The 26,115-nt window shown below is 32.2% G+C and carries 26 protein-coding genes and 2 tRNA genes; 12 read left to right on the forward strand and 16 right to left on the reverse strand.

Going from position 1 to position 26,115, the window contains the following annotated elements; all coding sequences use genetic code 11:
• Positions 1 to 108: 108 nt before the first annotated feature.
• The 4 genes from CAP47_RS10820 to CAP47_RS10835 all read right to left on the reverse strand — a co-directional run bounded on the left by CAP47_RS10820 (position 109) and on the right by CAP47_RS10835 (position 5,663).
• Positions 109 to 1,167 (reverse strand): DUF3078 domain-containing protein, encoded by a 1,059-nt coding sequence (locus tag CAP47_RS10820; protein WP_100776638.1) that lies wholly within the window; start codon positions 1,165 to 1,167, stop codon positions 109 to 111.
• A gap of 2 nt (positions 1,168 to 1,169) precedes the next feature.
• Positions 1,170 to 2,345, reverse strand: a complete 1,176-nt coding sequence (locus tag CAP47_RS10825) for an AIR synthase related protein (RefSeq protein WP_100776639.1) — start codon at positions 2,343 to 2,345, stop codon at positions 1,170 to 1,172.
• A gap of 78 nt (positions 2,346 to 2,423) precedes the next feature.
• Positions 2,424 to 4,610 (reverse strand): glutamine synthetase III, encoded by a 2,187-nt coding sequence (locus tag CAP47_RS10830; RefSeq protein WP_100776640.1) that lies wholly within the window; start codon positions 4,608 to 4,610, stop codon positions 2,424 to 2,426.
• Positions 4,611 to 4,715: 105 nt separating this feature from the next.
• Positions 4,716 to 5,663, reverse strand: a complete 948-nt coding sequence (locus CAP47_RS10835) for a calcium/sodium antiporter (RefSeq protein ID WP_100776641.1) — start codon at positions 5,661 to 5,663, stop codon at positions 4,716 to 4,718.
• Between the two features lie 118 nt (positions 5,664 to 5,781).
• Here CAP47_RS10835 and CAP47_RS10840 point away from each other — a divergent pair, with 118 nt between their 5' ends.
• Complete coding sequence (locus CAP47_RS10840) at positions 5,782 to 6,132, forward strand: BlaI/MecI/CopY family transcriptional regulator (protein WP_192869996.1); 351 nt, start codon at positions 5,782 to 5,784, stop codon at positions 6,130 to 6,132.
• Between the two features lie 4 nt (positions 6,133 to 6,136).
• Positions 6,137 to 7,876: a M56 family metallopeptidase gene (locus CAP47_RS10845; RefSeq protein WP_100776643.1), complete on the forward strand. Its 1,740-nt coding sequence runs from the start codon at positions 6,137 to 6,139 to the stop codon at positions 7,874 to 7,876.
• Between the two features lie 76 nt (positions 7,877 to 7,952).
• Here the strand turns inward: CAP47_RS10845 and CAP47_RS10850 are convergent, their stop codons facing one another.
• From CAP47_RS10850 to CAP47_RS10860, 3 genes are all read right to left on the reverse strand, one after another.
• Positions 7,953 to 8,903 carry an aldo/keto reductase gene (locus CAP47_RS10850; RefSeq protein WP_100776644.1) on the reverse strand — a complete coding sequence of 317 codons (951 nt, stop codon included), beginning with the start codon at positions 8,901 to 8,903 and terminating at the stop codon, positions 7,953 to 7,955.
• Between the two features lie 74 nt (positions 8,904 to 8,977).
• Complete coding sequence (locus tag CAP47_RS10855; RefSeq protein ID WP_192869991.1) at positions 8,978 to 10,414, reverse strand: OmpP1/FadL family transporter; 1,437 nt, start codon at positions 10,412 to 10,414, stop codon at positions 8,978 to 8,980.
• Between the two features lie 111 nt (positions 10,415 to 10,525).
• Positions 10,526 to 11,677, reverse strand: coding sequence for a hypothetical protein (locus tag CAP47_RS10860; protein ID WP_100776646.1), 1,152 nt, complete (start codon positions 11,675 to 11,677; stop codon positions 10,526 to 10,528).
• 118 nt (positions 11,678 to 11,795) lie between these two features.
• Between CAP47_RS10860 and proS the strand changes: the two genes are divergently transcribed.
• From proS to rpsT, 4 genes are all read left to right on the forward strand, one after another.
• Positions 11,796 to 13,274 (forward strand): proline--tRNA ligase, encoded by a 1,479-nt coding sequence (gene proS, locus CAP47_RS10865; protein WP_100776647.1) that lies wholly within the window; start codon positions 11,796 to 11,798, stop codon positions 13,272 to 13,274.
• Between the two features lie 65 nt (positions 13,275 to 13,339).
• A tRNA-Glu gene (locus CAP47_RS10870) sits at positions 13,340 to 13,411 on the forward strand.
• A 29-nt stretch (positions 13,412 to 13,440) separates the two neighbouring features.
• Positions 13,441 to 13,512, forward strand: a tRNA-Glu gene (locus CAP47_RS10875).
• Positions 13,513 to 13,526: 14 nt separating this feature from the next.
• Positions 13,527 to 13,778 (forward strand): 30S ribosomal protein S20, encoded by a 252-nt coding sequence (rpsT, locus tag CAP47_RS10880; protein WP_093239450.1) that lies wholly within the window; start codon positions 13,527 to 13,529, stop codon positions 13,776 to 13,778.
• A gap of 148 nt (positions 13,779 to 13,926) precedes the next feature.
• Here rpsT and fumC read toward each other — a convergent pair whose 3' ends face one another.
• Positions 13,927 to 15,318: a class II fumarate hydratase gene (gene fumC, locus CAP47_RS10885; RefSeq protein ID WP_093239453.1), complete on the reverse strand. Its 1,392-nt coding sequence runs from the start codon at positions 15,316 to 15,318 to the stop codon at positions 13,927 to 13,929.
• A 137-nt stretch (positions 15,319 to 15,455) separates the two neighbouring features.
• On the opposite strand from fumC, the gene CAP47_RS12405 reads away from it, so the two are divergent.
• The gene (locus CAP47_RS12405; RefSeq protein WP_192869992.1) at positions 15,456 to 15,626 is read left to right on the forward strand and encodes a hypothetical protein; all 171 of its coding nucleotides are present in this window, start codon (positions 15,456 to 15,458) and stop codon (positions 15,624 to 15,626) included.
• Between the two features lie 158 nt (positions 15,627 to 15,784).
• On the opposite strand, the gene CAP47_RS10890 is transcribed toward CAP47_RS12405, so the two are convergent.
• The 5 genes from CAP47_RS10890 to ruvX form a co-directional block, all read right to left on the reverse strand.
• Positions 15,785 to 16,216: a DUF4168 domain-containing protein gene (locus CAP47_RS10890; protein WP_100776648.1), complete on the reverse strand. Its 432-nt coding sequence runs from the start codon at positions 16,214 to 16,216 to the stop codon at positions 15,785 to 15,787.
• A gap of 84 nt (positions 16,217 to 16,300) precedes the next feature.
• Positions 16,301 to 17,080 carry a nucleoside triphosphate pyrophosphohydrolase gene (gene mazG, locus CAP47_RS10895; RefSeq protein ID WP_100776649.1) on the reverse strand — a complete coding sequence of 260 codons (780 nt, stop codon included), beginning with the start codon at positions 17,078 to 17,080 and terminating at the stop codon, positions 16,301 to 16,303.
• Positions 17,081 to 17,160: 80 nt separating this feature from the next.
• Positions 17,161 to 17,589 carry a DUF5606 domain-containing protein gene (locus CAP47_RS10900; protein ID WP_100776650.1) on the reverse strand — a complete coding sequence of 143 codons (429 nt, stop codon included), beginning with the start codon at positions 17,587 to 17,589 and terminating at the stop codon, positions 17,161 to 17,163.
• Positions 17,590 to 17,639: 50 nt separating this feature from the next.
• Positions 17,640 to 18,230 (reverse strand): peptide deformylase, encoded by a 591-nt coding sequence (gene def / locus CAP47_RS10905; RefSeq protein WP_100776651.1) that lies wholly within the window; start codon positions 18,228 to 18,230, stop codon positions 17,640 to 17,642.
• A gap of 83 nt (positions 18,231 to 18,313) precedes the next feature.
• The gene (ruvX, locus tag CAP47_RS10910) at positions 18,314 to 18,718 is read right to left on the reverse strand and encodes a Holliday junction resolvase RuvX (RefSeq protein ID WP_093239471.1); all 405 of its coding nucleotides are present in this window, start codon (positions 18,716 to 18,718) and stop codon (positions 18,314 to 18,316) included.
• 81 nt (positions 18,719 to 18,799) lie between these two features.
• On the opposite strand from ruvX, the gene CAP47_RS10915 reads away from it, so the two are divergent.
• Positions 18,800 to 19,615, forward strand: a complete 816-nt coding sequence (locus CAP47_RS10915; RefSeq protein WP_093239991.1) for a 2,3,4,5-tetrahydropyridine-2,6-dicarboxylate N-succinyltransferase — start codon at positions 18,800 to 18,802, stop codon at positions 19,613 to 19,615.
• Between the two features lie 22 nt (positions 19,616 to 19,637).
• Positions 19,638 to 20,696, forward strand: a complete 1,059-nt coding sequence (locus CAP47_RS10920; RefSeq protein WP_100776652.1) for a glycosyltransferase family 9 protein — start codon at positions 19,638 to 19,640, stop codon at positions 20,694 to 20,696.
• Here the strand turns inward: CAP47_RS10920 and CAP47_RS10925 are convergent.
• Positions 20,677 to 21,495: a glycosyltransferase family 2 protein gene (locus tag CAP47_RS10925; RefSeq protein WP_100776653.1), complete on the reverse strand. Its 819-nt coding sequence runs from the start codon at positions 21,493 to 21,495 to the stop codon at positions 20,677 to 20,679. The two genes, CAP47_RS10920 and CAP47_RS10925, sit on opposite strands and share 20 nt — an antisense overlap.
• Positions 21,496 to 21,648: 153 nt before the next feature.
• On the opposite strand from CAP47_RS10925, the gene CAP47_RS10930 reads away from it, so the two are divergent.
• On the forward strand, positions 21,649 to 22,431 hold the full coding sequence (locus CAP47_RS10930) for a glycosyltransferase family 2 protein (protein WP_100776654.1): 783 nt from the start codon (positions 21,649 to 21,651) through the stop codon (positions 22,429 to 22,431).
• Here the strand turns inward: CAP47_RS10930 and CAP47_RS10935 are convergent, their stop codons facing one another.
• Positions 22,432 to 23,190, reverse strand: coding sequence for a Kdo domain containing protein (locus CAP47_RS10935; protein WP_100776655.1), 759 nt, complete (start codon positions 23,188 to 23,190; stop codon positions 22,432 to 22,434). It abuts the gene before it with no gap.
• Between the two features lie 7 nt (positions 23,191 to 23,197).
• Complete coding sequence (locus CAP47_RS10940; protein WP_100776656.1) at positions 23,198 to 24,283, reverse strand: glycosyltransferase family 2 protein; 1,086 nt, start codon at positions 24,281 to 24,283, stop codon at positions 23,198 to 23,200.
• A 58-nt stretch (positions 24,284 to 24,341) separates the two neighbouring features.
• On the opposite strand from CAP47_RS10940, the gene CAP47_RS10945 reads away from it, so the two are divergent.
• Positions 24,342 to 25,211, forward strand: coding sequence for a hypothetical protein (locus tag CAP47_RS10945; protein WP_100776657.1), 870 nt, complete (start codon positions 24,342 to 24,344; stop codon positions 25,209 to 25,211).
• 77 nt (positions 25,212 to 25,288) lie between these two features.
• Positions 25,289 to 26,086: a glycosyltransferase family 2 protein gene (locus tag CAP47_RS10950; RefSeq protein ID WP_100776658.1), complete on the forward strand. Its 798-nt coding sequence runs from the start codon at positions 25,289 to 25,291 to the stop codon at positions 26,084 to 26,086.
• The last annotated feature ends 29 nt before the right edge of the window (positions 26,087 to 26,115 follow it).

The following is a 26,115-nucleotide window of genomic DNA, read 5'->3' on the forward strand; positions in this document are numbered from 1 at the left end:
AAATAAAATACAAAACACTGAAAATCAATATTTTAATTTTTTATAATGAAAAAAAGTTGACAAATTATAATAGTTAGTCATTTAAAGAAGGGAAAAAAGTTAAAGGAATTAAAGCTCAACAACCACCCCAATTCCGAGCTGTTGCTTCCACTGAACTCGAGAACCACCTTCCACCATATCACCATCAGAGTTTTCAACTTTGATCTTGATATCATCATCATATTTCAGATGAGATCCGAAAGAAGCTTTAATATATCCATTGACTTTAAAGTTTAAACTCAATTCCCAGTCAACATCAACATTTCCAAAATTATGTGCATAATCGGAATACAAACTTAAACGACTAAAAAGGTTGACGTTTTCTAAAATTTCCTTTGAAATTTCATTAGTGATCAGCATACCAAGTTCAACACGAGAAGTTTTTCCTTCTCTAATAATATTACCATCAGCATCTTTCTCCGCTTCTCTCACGCCAAAAGCACCTTCATTAGCTAAACGCTGATTTAAGACAAAAGTTGACTTCAAAGTTAATGGAGAAAGATAAAAAATGCGTTTTTTATCTTCTGAAGTAAATTCAGCACCAGAACCTAAGAACAAATAACCTGGTGCCATAAATTGCGATATAGGTTCATCTCGATCTGGATAATTGTAACCATTTGAAAATTGAGACTTAAAGCTGAATTTTGAAGAATAGAACCAGTTTGAATCTTTAGTCACTCGATAACCCAAGGTTGAAACAATTTCGAGATTATCATCTGTTTTCCTGATATCTTGGCTTTCTTGCTTATTGACTCCAAAACGTGTAATCAACTCATTGCTCCATTTTAAATCGTCTTTGAGATAAAGTCTTTTAAAATATAAGCCTACTAATCCAGAAATAGAGTTTGAGCCTCCTGCATTCCAATTCACAAAAGAGACTTCACTTAAATCAAAAGTTAATTTATTTTTACGATCCCAAAAACTAACAGGTCCTCTAATTCTGACCAAATCTGCTCTATCAAGAAGGTAGTTTTTTTTGAGATCAAAGCTTGTTTGAATTAAATCCTTAGGTCCTTTTGAGTAAAAGAATTGCGCAACAGACTTCTGCAACTGGATCTCACCAAAAGCTTGCCCATGACTCTGCTGAGATATTATAACTATAAAAAAAAGAAAAAGAAAAGGTTTCATCTTTAGTAATCAAATGTTCCGAACTCACTTTTAATTGTCAATGATTTTTTTTCAGCTGCTTCAACACGACCTACAATTTGCGCATCAACGTTAAAGCTTTTTGAGATTTTTATAATTTCATCAGCATACTTCTCATCAACGTAAATTTCCATACGATGTCCCATATTAAAGACTTGGTACATTTCCTCCCAAGAAGTTTGACTCTCTTCTTGAATTAACTTAAACAACGGCGGTACATCAAACATATTGTCTTTTATGACTCTTAAATCTTTGATAAAATGAAGGATTTTAGTTTGTGCTCCTCCACTACAATGAACCATTCCATTGATACTTTTGGAACCAATTTTATTGATGACTTTTTTAATAATTGGCGCATAAGTTCGTGTTGGAGATAAAATTAATTGTCCAACATTTAAATCAACACCTTCTATTTTATCTTCTAATTTTTTTGAACCAGAATAAATTAAGTCCTCTGGCACTTTTGGATCAAAACTTTCAGGATATTCTGAAGCTAATGATTTATCGAGAACATCATGTCGAGCAGATGTTAAACCATTACTCCCCATGCCACCATTATATTGTTTTTCATAAGTTGCTTGACCAGAAGATGATAAACCAACAATAACATTTCCTGGTTTGATATTCGCATTATCAATAACTTCGTTACGCTTCATGCGGCAAGTTACAGTAGAGTCTACAATAATTGTTCGTACCAAATCACCAACATCTGCAGTTTCCCCACCTGTTGTATGAATATCAACACCATGTTCAGCGAGATCACCACACAACTCTTCAGTTCCGTTAATAATCTCTGAAATGACTTCACCTGGAATCAAGTTTTTATTTCTTCCTATTGTCGATGATAATAAAATATTTTCAGTTGCACCAACACACAAAAGATCATCAACATTCATGATTAGTGCATCTTGGGCAATTCCTTTCCAAACAGAAAAATCACCAGTCTTTTTCCAATACATGTAGGCTAATGAAGATTTTGTACCTGCACCATCAGCATGCATAATGAGGCAATGTGCATCACTTTGCGTTAAATGATCAGGGATAATTTTACAAAATGCCTGTGGAAAGAGTCCTTTATCAATCTTTTTGATCGCATTATGAACATCTTCTTTTTGAGCTGAAACACCTCTTTGGCTGTAACGATTGCTTGTTGTGGACATGGTGAAAAAATTTTGACAAAAGTAATGAAAAAAGAAAACCCTCGGTATAAAAGCCGAGGGTTTAAAGTATAATTAATTTTATTTAGTAAACAATAATTCTCTGTATTTAGTGAGCGGCCAAAGTTCATCATCAACAAGGAGCTCCAGTTTATCACAATGGTATCGAATATCTTCAAAATAAGGCTTGACTTCATCACAATATAAATGTGCTCGCTTGACAGGATCTTCAGTATGATTTGCTTTTTTACGTGCATCAATCATCTGATCGATATTTTTATTGATATGAGCAATGTGTTTTGAAATTGCTTCAATAATATTCATCTGCTCCTTAGCTTGATCTTTAAAGTCTTTACCATAAATTTCTTTAAGACCTTTTACGTTTTTGATTAAAACATTTTGATATTTAATCACAGTTGGGATCACATGATTACGCGCAATATCTCCGATGAGTCGACCTTCAATTTGTATATGTTTTGAGTAGTCTTCAATTTCAATATCAAATCTCGCTTTAATTTCTGTTTCATTCATAATACTTAAATCAGAAAATAAATCAATTGCTTTTTGAGAAATTTTAGACTGAAGTGCTTCAGGTGTGTTTCGATAATTACTTAAACCACGTCCTTTAGCTTCTTCCTCCCAAGCTTTTCCATAACCATCACCTTCAAATCTGATTTTAGAAGATTTTTTGATATAATCTCTTAGTACATTAAATATCGCATCATCTTTCTTCATTTTTTTTGAAGAAATCAACCCATCAACTTCTTGCTTAAACTCGATAAGTTGCTTGGCGACAATACTGTTCAGTACTGTCATTGGATCGGCACAATTCGCGGTAGAACCGACAGCTCTTAGTTCGAACTTGTTACCTGTAAAAGCAAAAGGAGAAGTTCTGTTTCTATCGGTATTATCTAAAAGGATTTCAGGAATTTTACCAACAACATTCAATTTTAAATCTGTTTTTTCTTGAGGAGATAATTTCCCATCGGTCACTTTCTCAAGTTCATCAAGCACTTGTGTTAATTGTGACCCAATGAAAACTGAAATAATCGCTGGTGGCGCTTCTCCTGCACCCAGTCTATGATCATTTGAAGCTGATGCAATTGTTGCTCTTAATATTTCTTCATTTTCATAAACAGCTTTAATTGTATTGACAAAGAAAGTTAGAAAACTTAAATTCTTTGTCGGTGTTTTACCTGGACTCAATAAATTTGAACCAGTATCAGTCGCTAATGACCAGTTGTTATGCTTTCCGCTACCATTAATTCCTTTAAAAGGTTTTTCATGAAAAAGGACAACAAAATTATGGCGTTCTGCGACTTTTTCCATCACATGCATAAGTAAAGAGTTGTGGTCAACAGCCAAATTAACCTCTTCAAAAATTGGCGCTAATTCAAATTGATTAGGCGCGACTTCATTATGTCTTGTTTTAGCCGGAATACCCAAAAGCAAGCACTCATGTTCAAGATCTCGCATATAATTCAAAGCGCGAGAAGGTATCGAACCAAAGTAATGATCGTGTAATTGCTGACCTTTAGCCGGGGAATGACCCAATAAAGTTCGGCCAGAAATCATTAAATCAGGACGTGAAGCTGCCAAAGCCGAATCGATTAAAAAATATTCTTGCTCCCATCCTAAAGTTGCTGTGACTTTGTTGACCTTCTTATCAAAATAACGCACCACATCAGTTGCAGCTTTATCTAAAACTGAAATAGATTTTAATAAAGGCGTTTTATAATCTAGAGCTTCAGCAGTATATGCGATAAAAATTGTGGGAATACAAAGTGTTGTTCCCCATATAAATGCAGGCGATGTGGGATCCCAAGCTGTGTAACCTCTGGCTTCAAAAGTATTACGAATACCACCGTGTGGTAAAGAAGATGCATCTGGTTCTTGCTGAACTAATTGTTGACCGCTAAATTTTTCGATGGCACTATTTTCATCAACTGTTTCAAAAAAAGCATCATGTTTTTCAGCTGTAGAACCTGTTAATGGTTGAAACCAGTGCGTGTAATGCGTAGCTCCCTTTGAGATTGCCCACTCCTTCATACCAGTAGAAATATGATCAGCGAGTTGACGCTCTATTTTGTCACCTTTATCTATTGCATTAATGACACTTTTATAAGAATCACTTGTCAGATATTGACGCATTGCACTTTTACTGAAAACATTTTTTCCAAAAAGCTCAGAGCGGCGTTCAACTTCATTAATCTCAACAGGTTTTCTGTCAAGTGTTTTTTTGATTGCATTAAATCTCAAGGTTGCCATAAAATATTATTTAGCAACAAAAGTAATGTTTTTCAAAAAACACCCTATTAATTAAAGGGTTAAATTTTAAAAAAGTAACATTTTATTTAGAAACCCCCTATTTATTTAAGACTGAAAAGATAAAACAACAAAAACCAAATAAGGAATAATAATCAAAAACCCTTTATAGCGACCTAAGGAATGAGTTTTGGGAATTAAAGCTAAAAGAAGAATTAAGAATGCAAAAGCAATCATCCATAAAATATCATTTGTCAAGATTTCAATGGATTGCATGTGAATAGGTTGAATAAGAGCAGTAATACCAATAACAGAACCAATATTGAAAATATTTGAGCCGATGAGATTACCCAAAGAAATTGCTTTTTCACCTTTAAAAGCTGCGATTAATGAGGCTGCTAATTCAGGCACACTTGTTCCAATAGCAACCATGGTTACAGAAATCACACGTTCACTGACTCCTAAATCTTCAGCAATAGAAACCGCTCCGTCAACCAACCAAACAGAACCAAAATATAAGCCAAGCGCACCAATCACAAGCCAAATAAAAATTTTAAAAGCGCTGACGCCTCTTAAACTATCACTTACTTCTTCAGTTTCTATACTGGTTTTACCTCTCACCTTTCTTATTAATATAAAAAGATAGATAAATAATAAAGCTAATAAAATGAGACCCTCATAAGAAGTAATCACATGACCTGTGTATAAAAAATAATAGAACACACCTGAAAAAACAATCATGACTGGCCAATTGAGAAAATAAAAATCTCTGTCAATAGAAATGCTCGTAATTATAGTAGTTACGCCTAAAACCAAACCGATGTTAGCAATATTTGATCCAACTACATTTCCTAAAGAAATATCTGAAAAACCATTTAAGGCAGCTTGCATAGAAACAATTAACTCTGGTGCTGACGTTGCAAATGAAACAACCGTCAAAGCGATAATCATTTTTGAAATATTCAATTTAAAAGATAATGCAACTGATGATCTCACTAAATACTCACCTCCAATCACTAAGGCTGTAAAGCCTAATAAAACCAATACGACATCCATGCAAAAAAATTTTTGCTAAAATAGTATTTTAATTTTTTCTAAGATTAACTATTTAAATAGTTGTATAACTACAAAAATAGTTTACATTTGTCAATGTCACTTAAACTTCATAAATATGATTCAGAAATTAACAGCCAAAGAAGAAGACATTATGTCTATTATATGGAAGCTTAAAAAAACTTTTGTAAAAGAGATTATGCCTGAACTCAAAGAGAGCCTGCATTACAACACTGTTTCTACAATCGTTAGAAATTTAGAGGAGAAGAAATTTGTGGCTCATAAAGCTTTTGGCAAAACACATCAATATTATCCTTTAGTTTCAAAAGAAGAATACAGCAAACTCATTATGCAACTTAATTCGCAACGTTTTTTTGGTGGCTCTTATAAAAATATGGTTTCTTTTTTTGCTGAAAATGAAAAAATAAGTAAGAAAGAGCTTGAAGAAATTTTAGAACTCATTAAAAAATAAGCTTATGGAATTTTTAGTATATCTCTTAAAATCATCTTTGCTCTTATTTTTGTTTTGGGCGATTTACAAAATTTTACTTGAGCGAGAAACTTATCATTTCATCAAACGCGTTTACTTAGTGTCAGGCTTATTTATCAGTACATTTTTACCATTGATATATCATACAACTTACGAGAATTTAATTTTAAATCAGCAAGCTTTTATTTCAAAATCAAGCCAATTTGAAGAAGCAATCATCTCGCTAACTTGGTGGGAAGAAGCCTTAGAATTCATTACACAACAACATTTCATTGAGATAGCATACATTTCTGTTAGTGTAATTATTCTCGGTTACTTTATGTTTAATTTTTTGAAGCTAACTAAATCACTACGCGCTTCAGAGAAAATAACTAAAAATGGTATTCACTATATTACAACTTCTAAAAATGAAGCCTTTTCTTTTTTGAATTACATCGTTTATAATCCTGATTTATATACCGAAAAAGAAGTTGATTTTATTTTAAAACATGAAGAAGCACATGTTTATAAAAAACACAGTTTTGACACAATTCTAATCATTATCTATAAGTCAATTTTTTGGATTAACCCGATTGCTTGGTTGTATAAAAAAGATATCGCTCAAAATCTTGAATTTGAAGCTGATGCTGAAGCGACAACAGAAACAAATAGCAAAGCTTACCAATATTCATTATTTAAAATGACTTCACAGAATTACATTTTACAACAATCATTTAAACAATCATCACTAAAAAAACGAATCATGATGCTCAACACCAACAACTCTAAAAATTCAATCTGGAAGGTCTTTATGATCACGCCTTTTCTATTCGCTTACTTCATGCTTTTTCAAACTGAAACAAAGGCACAAGTTATTGACTCGACAAAAGTAAAAACTCTAGTCAACTATGAAGCTAAAGCTGAAATTACCAGAGTAACTTCAACTTATGATGAAAAATCAACTTTGAAGCAACTTAAAGAAGACATTGCTTTTATTAAAGATTCTTTTGACATAGACATCAATTATAGCCGTCTCAATCAAAAAAATGGTTTTATCACAGCCATGAAATTAAAAGCTGAAAAAGATGGTAACTCAAGCTCAGCTTATTCTAATAATTTAAAAGAGAACCCTATTTATTTTTATTACGATAAAAGCAAAAAAGAAGATCCTTTTGGCGTCGGTACTGGAGAAATAGAGAAAGAGCAAAATGAGCAAATTATCATTGAAAAATTAGAAAATGCTCAATACATCACTATTAATTCGAAAAGATACAATCGTGATAAGCTTATAAAAAAGACAATATCTGTTAAAGATTTGGATTATAACGAAGATACAAAAACGATACATATTACATCTGACCCTGAATTATCTCAAGCAATTTATGAAGAAAAAGCAAGAGATCTATTTAAAATAATTGAAAAAGAAACAGGTTCAGATATCATTGAAAACAAAAAGTTTTTGATCATTTCTGAAAAGCCAAAACCAATGTTATTGACAATAAATAAACTTTCTATAACTGATTCAGCTGAAAATGCTTCTAAATTTAAAGTTGATAATGTAAAGTTTGATTCAGCTGACCCTATTTATCTTTTAAATGGTAAAGAGATTGACAAAAAAGAAATGAATTTAATTGACCCTAAACAAATTAAAAGCGTAAACGTCTTAAAAGATAAAGATGAAATTAAGAAGCTTGGTTACGATCCTAAGAAAGTTCCTGGTATTATTGAGATCACAACTGAAGAATAAATTAGTCAGCTATCAAAAAAGCCTTTTGAGAAATTCTCAAAAGGCTTTTTTTTGTGTTTAAAATCTAAATAACCATTTACTCATCGTAAATATTTTCATACTTTCCATCTGAAGTTTCAAAAAACTTGCCATTGACATAACGAAAATGTTTGTCAAGCGTTTTCAGTTCCTTCATATCATCTTGGGTCAGATCAAAATTAGCTGCTTTCAAGTTTTGTTTTATTCTGTCAGCATTTGTTGATTTTGGAATCACGATGCAGTTTCTTTGTAAGTGAAAGTTAAGTAAAACTTGGGCTGCAGAAACATCATGCTTTTCAGCAATAGCGTTAACAACAGGGTTTTCTAATAAGCTTGGTTCGTTATCAGCTTTCATTTCAGGAATTCTATCTTGACTTCCTAAAGGAGAAAAAGCAGTCACCAAAATATCATTTTCGTGACAGAAATTAATCAATTCATCTTGATGTAAGTATGGATGTAGTTCAACTTGATTCATCTCAGGATTTTCATCAGTTTTTGACATTAAATCTTTCAGCTTTTTAATGCTAAAATTTGAAACACCAATATGTTTAACAAGTCCTTGTTTCTTTGCCTCTACCATTGCTGCCCAAGTGTCTATAATAGGAAGTTCTTTTAAAGACACATAATCTTCATCAGATTGCGGCATGCCTTCTAAACCTGGTTTGAAGGCAACTGGCCAATGTATTAAATAAAGATCTAGATGATCTAGATTTAAATCAGAAAGTGTTTGCTTCAAAGCAGGGATAACATCTTCTTTTTTGTGCGCGTTATTCCATAATTTAGAAGTGATAAATATATCTTCACGATTAACTTCTTCAGCATCAAACAAGTCAGTCAACGCTTCACCAATTTCAGCTTCATTGCCATAAGTTGCGGCACAATCAATGTGTGTATAACCTGATTTCACAGCAGTTTTAACAGCTTCTCCAACAAGGCCATCTTTAGATTTCCATGTTCCTAAGCCGATTTGAGCTATTTGATCTCCATTTCTAAATTTTAATGATTTCATTTACTTTTTATTTAAAAATAAGTAAAATCATTATTTATAAAGAAGCCTGAACAAAGTTTATAAAGATTTTAACCTTAAAACATAAATGCAAAACCTAATGAAATTTGATGGAGTTGATTATCGACATTAACAGGAGAATTAATCCCAGATTGCTTCATCATGACGTTACGCTCTTGATTTGAATTAACATAAGATAAATCAACTCTTGTCATTCCGAAAGTATAACCCAATCCTGCAGAAAACCTATTGATATCACCAGCGGTAAAATCATCTTTGTAAGGGCTTTCAACATAAGAATACCCTGCTCTCAAGCTCAGGTTATCAATACGATACTCACCTCCGACATTAATTCTATTTGAGACTTGCATCATATCATTGATTTCGGTATTTTGAGCTTCAAAGCCGTTACTTCTAAATTTCATCTGAGTGAAATCTTTTCTAGAATAATCAATACTTAGTAAAGCATTTTTGTTAAAAATCATCGCTAAACTTCCTGTCCATTTTCCTGGTGTTTTGTATTTATAATCAGGAAAGACATTAAAAATTTCAGGATCGGCTGTTGCACTTCCAAAACCATCACCACGCGTTCTTAAGGTGTGAGATATTTTCTCTGAAACGCTCATCCATGTTGGCGTTTCGTAACTTACCCCAAACCTCAATTTATCATGAATGTTGTAAATCGCTCCGAAGTCAAGAGAAATACCTGAAGCTTGAACATCTAAAATGTTATCATAAACAATTTTATTGACTCCAGTAGAAGAAGAGTTTTGTTCATTGAATCTAGTAAAACGTGTGTAATCACTAAATGTGGCATTCACATTCATTCCCAGTTTCAATCTTTGATTAATATCCAGCGCACCGTTGAAAGATATTTTACCGCTATTTCCGTCATAATTTTCATTGTAAGCCTGACGCAAATCAGTTGAGTTGACGTTAGATTGGTAGCTGTTTCCCTGAAGGTCACTTGGATCAATAGGATCGATTAAAAAAGACTCATAAGCCAAATAAGCTTCTTGACCTGAAAAACCATATTCATAAAGCAAATCATCATAACGAGAAAAAAAGGTTTCGTTGTTTTGAAGTGTGAAGTAATCGAGTGCAATACCGTTTGCTTTGTTCACGAAATAATCTCCAATAGACTGATTGTTTTGTCCTTCAGCATAAATAGCATTATTGATGTTGCTCGTTCTTTCGTAATTGACACCAAAAGCAAATTTATTTATTGCTGCATTTTCATTATTTGACTTGAAAACAAAAACGGCACCAGCTTGATTGACATCAAAACTATTATCATCTGAACTTCGCATGGTGCCTCTGTAAGCATTGTCATTACTAAAGGTATTAAAATCTAAGGAAAAACTTGATTGGTTAAGTGCAAAAACGGCACTACCCGCTGGGTTAACTTTTAAAGCAGAAAGATCTCCTCCTAAAGCTCCAAAAGCGCCTCCCATTGCTGTAAAACGTGGTGTACCTTGAAGATCTTCAGTGCTTAAAAGAAGTGCATCATTCACATTTTGGGCTTTACTTATAAAACTCAGACTAAAAATGAATAATGCACTATATAAAATGTTTAAATTAAAACGCATAAGTTATGTAATATAGATGTTAGTTAATTATTTGGCTTATCTACCGCCTCTTCTAGAACTTCTTGTTGACCCTCCCGTACTTCTTGAACTTCCGCCAGATGATCTAATTGTTCCTGTATTACTACTTCCACTATTGCTCCTTCTCACTTTATTATTATTTGAAGATGAACGTCGAGTAGATTTTGTATTCACTTTTCGTGTATTACTATTACGAGGTGAAACTTTCACTTTTCTACTTGAAGATTTAGGATTTGAAATACGTCTTGCATCTGAACTTCTGACCCTATTCACAGGCGTACGTCTAGTAGAATTTCTAATATCCTGACGAGTTCTTGCACTAATGTTACGTGGGTTAGCAACACGTGAACTCCTTGCTGAAACATTACTCCTTTGAGCATTACGATTACTTCTGATGCTTGAAGCTCTTCTTTGATTTGATTCACTTCTTGAAATATTAGATCTTGAATTTCTTAAATTTCTATTTGATCTAATTGATTGATTAGAATTGTATCCCCTGTAAGAATTCGCATAATTTGCTCCTCTATAAGGATAGTAAGAATATGGACTTCTATAATTATACCATCCAGAATAATATCCGCCATACCATCTATTTGGGCCATTATACATTTCTAAATATGGTGACCAGTATGGGCCATAATAAGCTCCGTAATAACTGGCTCTCCATGGATTATAAAAACCTTGATAAGAAATAAAGCGATTATGATCCCACCACATGTTCCAGCCACCATTGTAAAACCATGGATTGTTTTGGTGAATATTAATTGTTACTTGGCTTGGGTTATTTCCCCAACCTGATTGATTAGCATTATAATCAATGTATTCACTTTCTTGATAAGTGTTGTCAGATACCTGATTTTGACTATTCTGCGTTTGCTGATTTTGAGATGAGTAAGAATCAATATCTGTAAAGACCTCATTTTGAGATCTAGCTTCAGATATCATATCTCCTTGCTTCTTAAAATAATCAGTATACTCACCTTGATTGGTCTGTTTTCTTTGCGATTCATTTTGAGTTTGAGTCGCCAGATTTCTTTCTGAAGTTTGTGCGTTTTCGTCTTGGTAAATCCCATCATACGCTGAAGCATTTGAATATGAACTACAAGAACTTACAACAACAATCAACCCAGAAAAGAGTAGTGTCTTAAATAAATTCTTTTGATTAAACATAACTTTTGGTTTTTAATTAAACATTAAACAAATTTACTTAGTTTTGTCCGAATAAAATAGCACTTTAACTAAGCATAATCAGTACATAAGTTACAATAGTTATGCCAAAAAAAATATAATGGGTAAGAGTTTAACACGTAGAGATGAAGATTATTCCAAATGGTATAATGAATTGGTTGTCAAAGCTGACTTAGCAGAAAATTCATCAGTGAGAGGATGCATGACGATCAAACCTTACGGATATTCTATTTGGGAAAAAATCCAAGCTGAATTAGATAAAAAATTTAAGGAAACTGGTCATCAAAATGCTTACTTCCCTTTATTAGTTCCCAAAAGCTTGTTTGAAGCAGAAGAAAAAAATGCTGAAGGTTTTGCCAAGGAGTGTGCGGTCGTCACTCATTACCGCTTAAAGAATGATGAAGACAATCCTGGCAAACTTAAAGTTGATGAAAATGCTAAGCTGGAAGAAGAACTCATTATTCGTCCAACTTCAGAAGCACTCATCTGGAATACTTTCAAAAACTGGATTCAATCTTATCGTGATTTACCTTTAAAGATAAATCAATGGGCAAACGTGATGCGTTGGGAAATGCGAACTCGTTTATTTTTAAGAACAGCTGAATTTTTATGGCAAGAAGGACACACAGCTCATACCACAAAGAAAGAAGCACTTGAAGAAGCTGAATTGATGAATAACATTTATGCTGAATTTGCAGAAAAATTCATGGCGATTCCTGTTATTAAGGGTTTAAAAACAGAAAGTGAAAGGTTTGCAGGTGCTGATGAAACTTATTGTATTGAAGCTTTAATGCAAGATGGTAAAGCTTTGCAAGCAGGAACATCACACTTTTTAGGTCAGAATTTTGCAAAAGCTTTTGATGTCAAATACACAGGGAAAGATGGCAAACAAGATTACGTTTGGGCGACGAGTTGGGGCGTTTCAACAAGGTTGATGGGCGCTCTTATTATGACTCATAGTGACGACAACGGTTTGGTTTTGCCTCCCAACCTTGCACCATATCAAGTTGTGATTGTTCCGATATTTAAAAACGAAGATCAATTCGCTCAAATTTCAGAAGTAGCTCAACAAATTAAGACTGATTTACAAGAGAAAAACATTTCAGTAAAATTTGATGATCGTGATACACATAAACCTGGCTGGAAGTTTGCTCAGCATGAAATGCAAGGGGTTCCTTTGAGAATAGCAATCGGACCAAAAGATCTTGAAAAAGGAACTGTTGAATTAGCAAGACGCGATACTTTAGAGAAAAGTTTTGTGGAACAAGAAAACCTTGTTAGTACAATACAAAAAAAACTCGAAGAGATACAAAACAGTTTATTTGATAAAGCATTGAAGTACAGAGATAGTCACATCACTGAAGTTGATACCTATGAGGACTTCAAAAAAACACTTAATAAAAAAAGTGGATTCATTTCAGCGCATTGGGATGGAACTGCGGAAACGGAAGAAAAAATAAAAAACGAAACAAAAGCGACAATTCGTTGTATTCCTGAAAACACTGATAATGAAGAAGGTAAATGTATCGTAACAGGTAAAGCTTCAAATAAACGCGTACTTTTTGCAAAAGCCTATTAATTTTTTTCGTTTTTTGTTTGCACAAATGTAAATATTGTCTATTTTTGCAACCGCAAATAACAATTGGTCCGTTCGTCTAGGGGTTAGGACGCATGGTTTTCATCCATGTAACAGGGGTTCGAATCCCCTACGGACTACAAGAATTGAAATAATTAAAAAAACAAACGGTCCGTTCGTCTAGGGGTTAGGACGCATGGTTTTCATCCATGTAACAGGGGTTCGAATCCCCTACGGACTACAAAACATTTTACAATGGCAAATCATAAATCAGCATTAAAGAGAATTAGAAGTAACGAAACTAAGCGTTTGAGAAATCGTTACCAGCATAAAACTGCGCGTACTATTATTAAGTCACTTAAAGAAACAACTGACAAAGCTGAGGCTGAGAAAAAGCTTCCTGAAGTTTATTCTGCTGTTGATAGATTAGCAAAGAAAAACATTATACATAAAAATAAGGCTGCAAACCTTAAATCAAATTTAACGAAGCACGTCGCTTCACTATAATTTGTATTGTAAAAATTTTAAAAGCTGGTTTTGAAATCAAAACCAGCTTTTTGTGTTTATAATATTTCACCAATAAAATTTCATCAATAAAAACGGCTGACTTTACATAAAATCAGCCGTTTTTTAAGTGATGAAAAGGTTCAAATCATTAAGAATTTGTCATTTCTTTTGGCTTAACCCAAGCATCAAATTCCTCTGCAGTTGTATGCCCAAGGTTAACAGCTTCTTCTTTTAAAGTTGTTCCATTCTTGTGTGCCGTGTTTGCTATTTCGGCAGCTTTGTAATAACCAATTTTGGTATTCAATGCTGTTACTAACATCAATGAATTTTCAAGCAATTCATCAATACGTTCTTGATTTGCCTCAATACCGGCAGCACAATTTTCATCAAAAGAAACAGAAGCATCTCCTAATAATTGTGCCGATTCTAATAAATTAGCGGCCATTACAGGCTTAAAAACATTTAATTCAAATTGACCTTGCATCCCTCCTGTTGTTACCGCAACATCATTTCCGATTACTTGACTACAAACCATTGTCAAAGCTTCACACTGAGTTGGATTTACTTTACCAGGCATAATTGAAGATCCAGGTTCATTCGCAGGAATAGTAATTTCACCGATACCACTTCTTGGTCCTGAAGAAAGCATTCTGATATCATTTCCTATTTTATTTAATGCAACAGCTAATTGTTTTAAAGCACCGTGTGTTTCGACAAAAGCATCATGAGCTGCAAGCGCTTCAAATTTATTTTTTGCTGATGTAAAAGGATAACCTGTAAATTCCGAAATGTATCCAGCAACTTTTTCTGCGTAACCTTCTGGTGTATTCAAACCAGTACCCACAGCTGTTCCGCCTAAAGCTAATTCAAGCAAATGCGGTAAAGTATTTTTTAATGCGTTTAATCCATGATCAAGTTGAGCTACATAGCCGCTAAATTCTTGGCCTAAAGTTAAAGGTGTTGCATCCATAAAGTGAGTACGACCAATTTTGACAACATCCTTGAAAGCTTTTGCTTTATGATCAAGTTGATCTCTTAATTGCTGGATTCCAGGAATTGTAACATCTACAATTTTTTTGTAAGCAGCAATATGCATTCCTGTTGGAAAAGTATCATTAGATGATTGTGATTTATTAACATCATCATTTGGTGCAATTTTACGCTCTCCTTCTCCTAGTTTATTTCCTGCTAATTGATGAGCTCTATTGGAAACAACTTCATTGACATTCATATTACTTTGTGTTCCTGAACCCGTTTGCCAAATCACTAAAGGAAATTGATCATCGTGTTTTCCATCGAGTATTTCATCACAAACCTGGCCTATTATGTCTCTTTTTTCTTCTGGTAAAACACCTAACTCACAATTGGTATATGCGGCAGCTTTTTTTAAGTATGCAAAACCATATATAATCTCTAATGGCATTGAAGCAGGTGCTCCAATTTTAAAATTATTACGTGAACGCTCAGTTTGCGCTCCCCATAATTTATCAGCTGGCACCTTGACTTCGCCGATAGTATCCTTTTCTATTCTGTACGACATAATTATAATTTTTGATTACATACAAATTTAATCAATATTAAGATGAAGACATCGCTTATCATTCTAAATAAAATTATATCCGGTTTTTGTATTTTAAATTTAACTAATTCTTATATTTGTCAAAAATACATTCAGCCATGTTCGAATTTAATCAATTTTTAGGTTTCTTAGCTTTTCTCGTTATTTTGGGAATTGGTTTCTGGTTACTCATATTCCTAACAGCTATTATTCCTTACTGGATTGGTGGCGCATTAACAGAAAGATTAAAAGAAATCAAGGAAAGTAGAAAAAACAAAGAAGAAGCCTAAAAAGCTTGTTTCTAGTGATTTATAAAAAAAGAGTTTCGAAACGAAGCTCTTTTTTTATGTCAAAAACTATAGTTTATTTTTAGTATAAAAATCTAAAAAACGCTCTACAAATTAAATTTGCAGAGCGTTTTTTATAAAAGAATAAAAAGTAAAACTATTTATTCTGTCATTTTTTGTTGTAATTTTTGTTGAAGCTCTGGACTCGTTTGAAGCTTTTGCATAATGCCTTGGTAAGTTACCATATCTAGACCTGCTTCCTTAATTTTCTTTTCCATATCTTCTTGAACTGAAGCTTGCTTCTTTTCAATATCAGCCATTGCTTTATCAAACTTTTTCTGTTCGTCAGCAGTCGCTTCCATTTCTTTCCCTTCAGTCATTGAAGCTTCATACATTTCATTAAAACGCTGTGGCTCTAATCCTGCTTCCTGAATAACGCTCATCATCTCTTGTTGTACCTTTTGGCTTTCTTGCTGAACCGCAGTATAAGCATCTACAAATTTGTCTAAATCAGCATCACTTACTGAAGATGTTTGTGCAAATGCAAAAACACTCATTAAAAAAGCACCGGTGAATAAAATTTTCTTTAACATAAATATTATTTTGATTTCAGCAATATTAATAAAACTAAAAGAGTCAATAAAGAATAAGACGTTAATATTAAACTAATTCAGTTTTTAATCGTTTTTCTTGGCTTTTTCCCATATTTCATCCATTTCAGCGAGCTTCATTTGCTTTAAACTCAATTTTTGAGCTTCTACCTCTTGTTCTAAATACTGAAATCTCTTCATAAATTTCTTGTTTGTTCGTTCCAAAGCGTTCTCAGGGTTGATTCCTAAAAAGCGAGCATAGTTAATCATTGAGAAAAGCACATCACCAAACTCAGCTTCCATTTTGTCTTGATTTGCTTTATCAATTTCAGCTGAAAACTCATCAAGCTCTTCTTTTACTTTTTCGAAAACCTGATCAGGAGTATCCCAGTCAAAACCAACTCCGGCAACTTTTTCCTGAATTCGACTTGCTTTAACCAATGCTGGCAGTGATCTTGGCACGCCTTCTAAAACTGATTTTTTTCCTTCTTTTAACTTGAGAGCTTCCCAATTCTTCTTAACGTCTTCTTCATTTTCAACCTTAACATCTCCATAAATATGTGGATGTCTATCAACTAATTTATTACATATGCGTTCTGCAACATCACTAAAATCAAATGTGTTTGTTTCACTAGCAATTTTGCTGTAAAAAACTAAGTGTAACAAAACATCACCGATTTCTTCCTTAATAGCTTCATCATCTTTATCAAGAATTGCATCACCAAGCTCATAAACTTCTTCAATGGTTAAATGCCTTAAAGACTCCATTGTTTGCTTACGATCCCAAGGGCATTTCTCACGTAAATCGTCCATGATATGTAACAAACGCTCAAATGATTTGAGTTGTTTTGATTTATCAGCTTTCATAAATTTATTATTTTAAAAGTAAAAAGCCTCAAAATCAAAATTCTGAGGCTTTATAAATATTATCTGTGTCGTTTCCTAACTTATTCAGTTTCTGTAGCTTCTTTTTCCTCAGCTTCACTTTCTTCAGAAAAATCTAACAAATCACGTGTTTGAAGTAAGTTATACCATTGTATCACCTTCTTGATATCACTTGGGTAAACACGATCTTCATCATATTCTGGTAAAACTTCAGAGAAATAAGACTTTAATTCTGTGATTGCAGATTTATGAGAAATAGCTTCCTTCCCTTCTTCTTTTTCTTTGATTTTTAGAAAAACTTCTTTTAAAGGAACTTCTTCTGTGTAAGTATATATTGCAATTTCACTTAAAATACTGACGTTGTTCTGAAGGTTAATTGGCATCTTTTTGTCATTCTCCAAAGACTTAATAATAAAGCCTCCTCTCGTTTTTGCCATTAATTCATATAAGCCAGGTTTTCCTGAAACTGCTAAGATTTTATCTAATTCCATATTTTTTATTTTACGCACAAATATGCGATATCAGTATTATTTTTCAAAATTTATTTGCGCTTTTTCAACTGTGGAAAACGCATTCGATAGTCCACTTTTACTTTACCTTTTGTAATATTATTGAGTTTGCCTTTGATCAATTTTCGTTTTAAACTTGAAAGTTTATCGGTAAACAAAATTCCTTCTATGTGATCATATTCATGTTGCACAACACGTGCTGCCAAACCTGATAATTCTTCAGTTTGCTTTTCAAAATTTTGATTATAATACTCAATCTTAATATTAGGCTGACGAAAAACGTCTTCTCTAACGTCAGGAATACTTAAGCAACCTTCATTAAAATCCCACTCATCACCATTTTCTTCTATAATAACCGGATTGATAAAAACACGTTTGAAGTCTTTCAAGTCTGTTTCTTCATTTTCAATTAAATCGTCATCTTCAGCAAATGGTGAAGCATCAATCACAAACAAGCGTATTGAAAGGCCTACTTGTGGCGCGGCTAAACCAACGCCATGTGCATTGTACATGCTTTCCCACATATTCTCAATTAAGGTATCAAGTTTGGGATAATCCTTTTGTATTTCTTTAGCTTTTCTCTTTAAAACAGGATCGCCATAGGCGACAATTGGTAAAATCATTACTGAAAATTTTGTAGTGCAAATTTAAACATTCTCTTAGATATCACACATGAATAGCAGATTTATCCTTCTGAGTAAATAGATTAATATAAGTAATTTTGCAAAATAATTGTTGCACTCACCTCATCAATTAGAGCTTTATTGCGACGTTTTTTCTGACTCAAACCAGAATCAATCATGGTTTGAAATGCCATTTTTGAAGTAAAACGTTCATCGATGCGTTCAATTTTTATGCTGGGAAAGATTTTGTTCAAATCTTCTACTAAAAAACCTATGTTCTTCTCAAGAGCCATCGGGTTTCCATCAATATGTTTAGGCTCTCCAATGACAATGACATCAACTTTGTTTTTATGAATATAATCTTTCAAAAAAGGCATCAGTTCTTTGGTTTCAACAGTTTTTAATCCAGAAGCAATCATCTTCATATCGTCAGTCACAGCAATTCCTGTGCGTTTTATTCCAAAGTCTAAAGCAAGTGCTTGCGCCATTGATATCATTTTTTACAAAGATAGCTTTTCAATTTCAATAGTAGAATTTACAAAATCTTATATTTGAAAAAAAATAGTGAAATGGAAGATTTAAAGCAAGTGATTTTAAAAGCTTGGGACAACAGAGATTTACTTAAAGATGAAAAAACCATTGCTTCGATTCGAGAAGTCATCAATAAAATTGACTCAGGTGAGTTAAGATGTGCAGAGCCTACTTCAGATGGTTGGCAGGTCAATGAATGGGTCAAAAAAGCTGTTGTTCTTTATTTCCCAATTCAAAAAATGGAAACTTTAGAAGCTGGTATTTTTGAATATCACGATAAAATGCCGCTTAAAACTGGTTATAAAGAAAAAGGAATTCGTGTTGTGCCAAACGCTGTTGCACGACACGGCGCTTACATTTCAAGCGGTGTGATTATGATGCCGAGTTATGTTAACATCGGTGCTTACGTTGACGAGGGAACCATGGTTGATACTTGGGCAACTGTTGGTAGTTGTGCACAAATTGGCAAAAACGTTCACCTCTCTGGTGGCGTCGGTATTGGTGGTGTTCTCGAACCTTTGCAAGCTTCACCAGTTATTATTGAAGACAATGCTTTTTTAGGATCAAGATGTATTGTTGTTGAAGGCATTCGTGTTGAAAAAGAGGCTGTTCTTGGTGCAAATGTTGTTTTAACGGCTTCTACAAAAATTATAGATGTCACTGGAGATTCACCTGTTGAAATTAAAGGGAGAGTTCCTGCGAGATCGGTTGTGATTCCTGGCAGTTATACCAAAAAATTCCCAGCTGGAGAATACCAAGTGCCTTGTGCATTAATTATTGGTCAACGTAAAGAAAGCACCAATAAAAAGACATCTTTGAACGACGCTTTAAGAACTTACGATGTCGCTGTCTAAACGATAAAATAAAAGCTGATTTATGAAAATACTTGTCATTCAACAAAAAATGATCGGAGATGTTTTGATCAGCAGTTTGATTTGTGAAAATTTAAAAAAGAATTTTCCTGAAGCAGAGGTTCACTATTTGGTCAATGCATTTTGTAAACCTGTGGTTCAGGGAAATCCTTATATCGACAAGTTCATTTTATTTGAAGATCAATTTAGAAAAAGTAAAACTGAATTGTTCAAGTTTTTAGGTTCTATTAAAAAAGAAAAATATACCCATGTTTTTGATGCTTACGGAAAGATAGAAAGCAATCTCGTCTCGCTTTTCAGCAAAGCTTCCTTTAAAGCAAGTTACTATAAGCCTTATACAAGCTGGATTTATCAGAAAACCTTCAAAGAATTGTCCGTTAATCATTCAGAAGCTGGCACTGCCATTGACAACAGAATAAAATTATTAAAAACTTTAAAAGATGTCAAGGTTTATAGCAATAAACCAAAAATATATCTGACTAAAGAAGAGAAAAATTCGGCTGCTGAAATTTTTAAAAATCATGGTTTATCAGGTCATAAAACTATTATGATTAGCTCAATGGGGAGTAATAATAGCAAGACTTATCCAATTGAATACATGGCGCAAGTTTTAGACTTTATGACTTCTCTAACTGATTTTAATCTGATCTTTAATTATTTACCACAGCAGAAAAAAGAAGTTCAAACATTATATGATCTCTGTTCTAAAAAAACACAACAAAAAATCAACCTTGAATTAACCGCTGAATCTTTAAGAGGATTTATGACGCTTTGCGATCAATGTAGAGCGATTATTGGCAATGAAGGTGGAACAATTAATATGGCTAAAGCTTTAGATGTGCCGAGTTTTGCAATATTTTCACCGTGGATTTTAAAAGATGGCTGGAACAGTTTTGAGAAAAATCATCCAAATGCTTCCGTGCATCTCAATGATTATAAACCTGACTTGTGTAAAGAACCAACTAAAATTTTAAAAGAAAAGTCATCTGAATTGTACCAAGCTTTTAAGCCTGAATTATTTCTACCTAAATTAGAGAGATTTATCAATCAGTATGTAAATTAAGACCATGGCTTGTTTTAATTCTTTTAAGAGATTTTGTTTCTGATCTAATAGCATCATTTTTCTGCCAAGCTTCATCAGTCACATAACCTCTTTCGTGCTCTAAATGAACAACAATTGCAAAATACCTGACGCGTTTTGCTTCTAAGCCAGCGTTTTCAAGCCTTTCGCCAAACTCTCTGTCTTCGCCTCCATATTTCATACGTTCATCAAAACCATTAACCGAAAGAATATCCTTCTTCCAAGCAGATGCATTCCCACCATTCCATGTGGCTTTTGTTGGCGTAATAAAATTCATTAAATGCGTGACACCCTTACTTTTACTGAGTTTTACATTCTTGAAATTAGACTTTAAACCTTTAGATTTTAACCAACCAATATCAAAGCATTCCTGAGAAATAATATCACTTTCGTCAATTAACTCAGAAATTTCCATCGTTAAAGGAAAGTGTCCCCCAGATAAAAATGTTGATTTTTCTCTATTCTCAATATGAGATTTTACAAAGTCTTTTCGAGGAATACAGTCGCCATCTGTGAAAATAAGATAATCTGTAGATGAAGCAATAATGGCTTTATTTAAGATTCGTGTTTTTTGAAAACCTTCATCAGGATGCCAAACATGATTAATAGTTAAATCGGTTTGTTTTTGAATCTCATCAAGCATTTCAGCTGTTTCTGGACCAGAACCATCATCAGCGATAACAATTTCAAAGCCCTTAAAATCTTGGCATGCATAGCCTATCAGAACTTTTCTTAACCATTCTGGTTTGTTGTATGTACTGATAATAACTGACGCTTGCATCTATTGAAAATTTTGACAAAAATAGAAGTTTAATTCAATTTAAGTTTGATTTTTAAAATGATTTAAGGTTTTAAAAATCAAAAATTATTTTAGAGACTCATAACAATAGTTTAGTTTTGCGTACTTTGTAGTTATTCAAAGTAAAACTTCTTAATGTCTCAAATTAAGCCTAAAATCACTGGACTGATTATCACACTTAATGAAGAAAGAAATATCAAATCTGTTATTGAAAATCTTCATTTTGTGGATGAAATCATTGTACTAGACTCATTTTCAACTGATAAAACAATTGAAATTATTAAGACATTTCCTCAAGTGAAGCTTTATCAAAATAAGTTTAAAAACTTTACAGATCAAAGAAATTTGGCACTTACTTATGCTGAAAATGACTGGATTCTTTTTCTTGATGCCGATGAAAGAATAACGCCTGAACTAAAAACTGAGATTTTAAATGAAATAGAAAAACCTCATACAGCTGATGCTTATTTTTTTAAAAGAAAATTTAAATTCAAAGACAAAAATCTTAACTTTAGTGGTTGGCAAACTGATAAGAATGTTCGATTATTTAAAAAATCCAAAGCTATTTACACCAAAGAAAGATTGGTTCATGAAATTTTATCAGTTAACGGCAGTACAAAAACTTTAAAAAACAAGCTGATTCATTATTCATATCTTGACTATCAATCCTACAAAGCAAAAATGATCAGTTATGCACATCTCAAAGCACAAGAACTACATCAAAAAGGCGTAAAACCTAACTTTTATCATTTTATCATCAAACCTGCTTATAGGTTTTTTCATAGCTACTTTATACGTCTTGGCATTTTGGATGGGAAAAAAGGAATCATTATCTGCTACCTCAATGCTTTAAGTGTTTATCACAGATACCCTGAACTCAAAAGATTAAATGCTTTACCTGAAAAATCGACTGCTTGATTATTTCTTCCAGAATTTAATTTTCTTTTTCAAACGTTGTTTACGATGAAACTTTGCTTGAAACTCAACCGTATAAAACCACATTTTTTCAAAAACTTCTTCAAAAGGTCGTTGAGATAGTTTAGCGTATTCATCACTCATGATTTCAACCATAATTTTGTGTGGCGTGAGTCTCCTCATATTACGCATACGCTCATCAAAATTTAAAGATCTAAAATTCATTCTGTTTAAATCTACCAACTTAAAGCCGTATGAATTTTCATTTTCAAAAATGAGCGTATTACCTGGAGAATGATCTAAAAACTCAACTTCTTTCTCATGTAAATCAAAAGAAAAAGCTGTAAAAGCTCTTAATATTTTCTCGTGATTATCTATTTCTGAATCGTGAACTAAGTCACGATAAGTATATTTTGGTTCATCATGAAAACTGATGTAATAAGAATCCTTTAAGCCTAAACCACCATAATTTTCAATATAAGCCACTGGTTTTGGCGTTCCAATACCTAAATCAGTAAGTTTATTTGCATACTCAAAAGATCGCTCAGCTTTAGAGTGTCGTATATATTTATAGGCAAATTGGTTCATTGCATTTGGCGTTTTGAAGGCTTTAATGTTTATTTTCTGCCCTTTAAAATCAAATAATTTGATCCGGTTTCTGTCACCATTTCCAAAATCTTCACCTGAGTTCTGAAAATTTTCGATGAAAGACAAGAGTTCTTCTTTGTCTTTTTGGTAAATCGGATTAAATACTGCTCGCATAATTTATTTAAAGTCGCAAATTTAGCTTGTATTTTAAAAACAAATTCTCTAAATACTTTAAAATATTGTTTTTATTTAGATTTCTGATTAATCTATAGGATATTTCAGGATTATCAATTGCATAAAGTTTAAGTATTTCAAATTGTTTAGCCTTTTTTATATTTATTTGATTATATTCTATAGCATTCAATTGCTTCAAATGCTTTTTAATCATCATTAACCCTTCTTCTCTAAAACCAAAGCACTTATGAAATCTCATAAATCTAAAAAAAGCAGAAATAGTAGTAATCTGAAGGTTTAGTATGTAAGCTCCTATAATAGATTTTTTCTTTGCATTATTTTCTTTTAAATAATAATTTAAATAAATATTATTAATAATAAAAATACAAGACTTAAGATTTTTTAATGTGTAATTTTTAGTTATTGAATGATAGTTAGCAATATTATAATAATAAGTAACTTTAGAATTAAAGATTATATTTTTGGCATAATACATGGTTTCAAAAAACCACATTTCATCTTCATGCAAAATTTTATCAATAAAATTTAAGTTTTTTGAAAAGATAAATTTTGAACTATAAAGCTTATTCCACACAACAATATCAAAAGGCTCTCTTAAAGAGAGTTCTAAAAAATCTAAATCACTTAATTCCCTATTAACTAACTTGTTATGCCTTAACTTTTTATTAATTTTTTTTGTTTGACCATATGTAGAAGCGTTTTTTCCAATGACGATATCAATATCGCTATTTGTTAATTTAATTAAATCATTTAAACATTCCTTATCAAGCAAATCATCAGAATCTAAAAAAAATATATATTCTCCCCTAACATGTTTAAGACCTTCATTTCGTGCAGAAGAAACACCTTTGTTTCTTATTGTAACTAGCTTAAAGCGAATGTCCTTTTTTATCCATAAGTTAACTTTTTCTTCTGTTCCATCTGTACTACCATCATTAATAATAATGCACTCCCAATATAAATAAGATTGGTTTAATACGCTATTTAATACATTATCAATAAAATCACTAGCATTATAACTAGGTATTATAATACTAATTAGTTTTTTTAAAAATCTATCATTATTCACCATTATTATATTTATTTTACTTTAGCAAAATACATTTATATAAACAAAATATTAGTGAAACATGAGAAAAATTAAAGTTGGATTTTTATTATCTTACGATTACAATAGATTAAAAAAATCTATTCCAGCAGTTTATAAATATTCCGATGCTATTTATTTGGCAATAGATAAAAATTTAAGAACTTGGTCGGGTGAAGTTTTTGTTATCGATAATAATTTTTTCTTATGGTTAAAGAAATTTGATACAGAAAATAAGATTATCATTTACAAAGATAACTTTTTTAAACCAGAACTTTCTCCCATACAAAATGACACTAGAGAACGTCATATGCTATCTATAAAAATGGGTATAGGGAATTGGCTTATTCAAATAGATGCTGACGAAATATTTATAGACTTTAAAAAATTTATTGATACATTGAGAAAGTATGATCACTATTTAAAAAAACCTAAAACTAACCCAATACAAGTTTCAGGTTTTTTAATAAATATCTATAAATATTTAGATGATGGAATTTTATATGTAAAAAAACCCACAAAAGTTCTTTTAGCTACTAATTTTCCCAATTACAAGTTGGCTCGTAAAACTAAAGAACGAATAATTTACACAGATAATCTATTAATTCATGAAAGCTTATCCAGAGATGAAGAGGAACTAAAATTTAAATTAAATAATTGGGGCCACACTAATGAGCTTAATAAAAGTTTTTTTTGTAAATGGAAAAGTGCTAATAAATACAATTATCATAAAATTAAAAATACATTTTATTTAGATCCTAAAGTTTGGAAAGATTTAGAGTACTTTAATCAAAAAGATCTTAATGAATTTAAAAAAACAATACACAAAACTTCAAATTTAAGAATATCTAAAGTGTACTTAATTAGAAAAAATTTCGGCCAATGGTTTAAGCATCTTAAAATTTTCAAATAAAAAACTTAGGTATCAGTAAATTCCTGCTAATAGTATTATTAATTTTACTCACAAATTACATTAAATTGAATATCAAAATGTCTAATGTTACGAAATCAAGTCTTATTACACCAACTTATAATTGGCCCGAAGCGCTTGAACTTTTGTTACTCAGTATTTTAGATCAAACTCAACTACCTGACGAAGTGATTGTTGCTGATGATGGTTCAACTGAAGAAACTAAAAATTTAATTGAAAAGTTTCAAAAGAATTTTCCAGTGCCACTAATTCACGTTTGGCATGAAGACAAAGCAAATCGCAAGCCTCGTATTATGAATCAAGCGATTGCTAAGGCTAAATATCCTTATATTGTTGAAATTGATGGTGACATTATTATGCATAAAAATTTTGTAAAAGATCATCTAAATTTCGCAAAAAAAGGACTTTACCTATATGGTTCAAGAGCAAACATTCAAGAGGAATATCTTGAAGAATTGATCGAAAAAAAACAAATCCATTTTAATTATTTCTCAAAAGGAATTAAAAAACGCGGACGAACGTTGTATTTTCCAGCACTAACAAATATCTATAAACCTGTTGATGAACGCTCTCGAAAATTACGCGGATGCAATATGTCTTTTTGGCGAGAAGATTTTATCAAAGTAAATGGTTTCAATGAAAATCTTGTTGGCTGGGGAATCGATGATTCTGAAATGATTCAGCGATTGCATAATATTGGTATCAAAGGTAAGCGCCTTAAATTTGCAGGGATTGCTTATCATATTTATCATAAAGAACAATCAAAATCTCATATTGATATCAACAGAGAAATTGAAGAACAAACTACTGAGAAAAAACTGACTTATTGCGAAAAAGGCGTTGATCAGTTTTTATAAATATTTTTTAAGAAAAAAATATTTGACTG

Origin of the sequence: Psychroflexus sp. S27 (assembly GCF_002810405.1) — a bacterium.
In the GTDB taxonomy this organism is placed as follows: Bacteria; Bacteroidota; Bacteroidia; order Flavobacteriales; family Flavobacteriaceae; genus Psychroflexus; species Psychroflexus halocasei_A.

What these genes read in the sequence shown, in the direction of transcription:
- CAP47_RS10820 (WP_100776638.1), bottom strand. Translation starts at nt 1,167, where the DNA reads ATGAAACCTTTTCTTTTTCTTTTTTTTATAGTTATAATATCTCAGCAG.
- CAP47_RS10825 (WP_100776639.1), bottom strand. Translation starts at nt 2,345, where the DNA reads ATGTCCACAACAAGCAATCGTTACAGCCAAAGAGGTGTTTCAGCTCAA.
- CAP47_RS10830 (WP_100776640.1), bottom strand. Translation starts at nt 4,610, where the DNA reads ATGGCAACCTTGAGATTTAATGCAATCAAAAAAACACTTGACAGAAAA.
- CAP47_RS10835 (WP_100776641.1), bottom strand. Translation starts at nt 5,663, where the DNA reads ATGGATGTCGTATTGGTTTTATTAGGCTTTACAGCCTTAGTGATTGGA.
- CAP47_RS10845 (WP_100776643.1), top strand. Translation starts at nt 6,137, where the DNA reads ATGGAATTTTTAGTATATCTCTTAAAATCATCTTTGCTCTTATTTTTG.
- CAP47_RS10850 (WP_100776644.1), bottom strand. Translation starts at nt 8,903, where the DNA reads ATGAAATCATTAAAATTTAGAAATGGAGATCAAATAGCTCAAATCGGC.
- CAP47_RS10860 (WP_100776646.1), bottom strand. Translation starts at nt 11,677, where the DNA reads ATGTTTAATCAAAAGAATTTATTTAAGACACTACTCTTTTCTGGGTTG.
- proS (WP_100776647.1), top strand. Translation starts at nt 11,796, where the DNA reads ATGGGTAAGAGTTTAACACGTAGAGATGAAGATTATTCCAAATGGTAT.
- rpsT (WP_093239450.1), top strand. Translation starts at nt 13,527, where the DNA reads ATGGCAAATCATAAATCAGCATTAAAGAGAATTAGAAGTAACGAAACT.
- fumC (WP_093239453.1), bottom strand. Translation starts at nt 15,318, where the DNA reads ATGTCGTACAGAATAGAAAAGGATACTATCGGCGAAGTCAAGGTGCCA.
- CAP47_RS12405 (WP_192869992.1), top strand. Translation starts at nt 15,456, where the DNA reads ATGTTCGAATTTAATCAATTTTTAGGTTTCTTAGCTTTTCTCGTTATT.
- CAP47_RS10890 (WP_100776648.1), bottom strand. Translation starts at nt 16,216, where the DNA reads ATGTTAAAGAAAATTTTATTCACCGGTGCTTTTTTAATGAGTGTTTTT.
- mazG (WP_100776649.1), bottom strand. Translation starts at nt 17,080, where the DNA reads ATGAAAGCTGATAAATCAAAACAACTCAAATCATTTGAGCGTTTGTTA.
- CAP47_RS10900 (WP_100776650.1), bottom strand. Translation starts at nt 17,589, where the DNA reads ATGGAATTAGATAAAATCTTAGCAGTTTCAGGAAAACCTGGCTTATAT.
- def (WP_100776651.1), bottom strand. Translation starts at nt 18,230, where the DNA reads ATGATTTTACCAATTGTCGCCTATGGCGATCCTGTTTTAAAGAGAAAA.
- ruvX (WP_093239471.1), bottom strand. Translation starts at nt 18,718, where the DNA reads ATGGCGCAAGCACTTGCTTTAGACTTTGGAATAAAACGCACAGGAATT.
- CAP47_RS10915 (WP_093239991.1), top strand. Translation starts at nt 18,800, where the DNA reads ATGGAAGATTTAAAGCAAGTGATTTTAAAAGCTTGGGACAACAGAGAT.
- CAP47_RS10920 (WP_100776652.1), top strand. Translation starts at nt 19,638, where the DNA reads ATGAAAATACTTGTCATTCAACAAAAAATGATCGGAGATGTTTTGATC.
- CAP47_RS10925 (WP_100776653.1), bottom strand. Translation starts at nt 21,495, where the DNA reads ATGCAAGCGTCAGTTATTATCAGTACATACAACAAACCAGAATGGTTA.
- CAP47_RS10930 (WP_100776654.1), top strand. Translation starts at nt 21,649, where the DNA reads ATGTCTCAAATTAAGCCTAAAATCACTGGACTGATTATCACACTTAAT.
- CAP47_RS10935 (WP_100776655.1), bottom strand. Translation starts at nt 23,190, where the DNA reads ATGCGAGCAGTATTTAATCCGATTTACCAAAAAGACAAAGAAGAACTC.
- CAP47_RS10940 (WP_100776656.1), bottom strand. Translation starts at nt 24,283, where the DNA reads ATGGTGAATAATGATAGATTTTTAAAAAAACTAATTAGTATTATAATA.
- CAP47_RS10945 (WP_100776657.1), top strand. Translation starts at nt 24,342, where the DNA reads ATGAGAAAAATTAAAGTTGGATTTTTATTATCTTACGATTACAATAGA.
- CAP47_RS10950 (WP_100776658.1), top strand. Translation starts at nt 25,289, where the DNA reads ATGTCTAATGTTACGAAATCAAGTCTTATTACACCAACTTATAATTGG.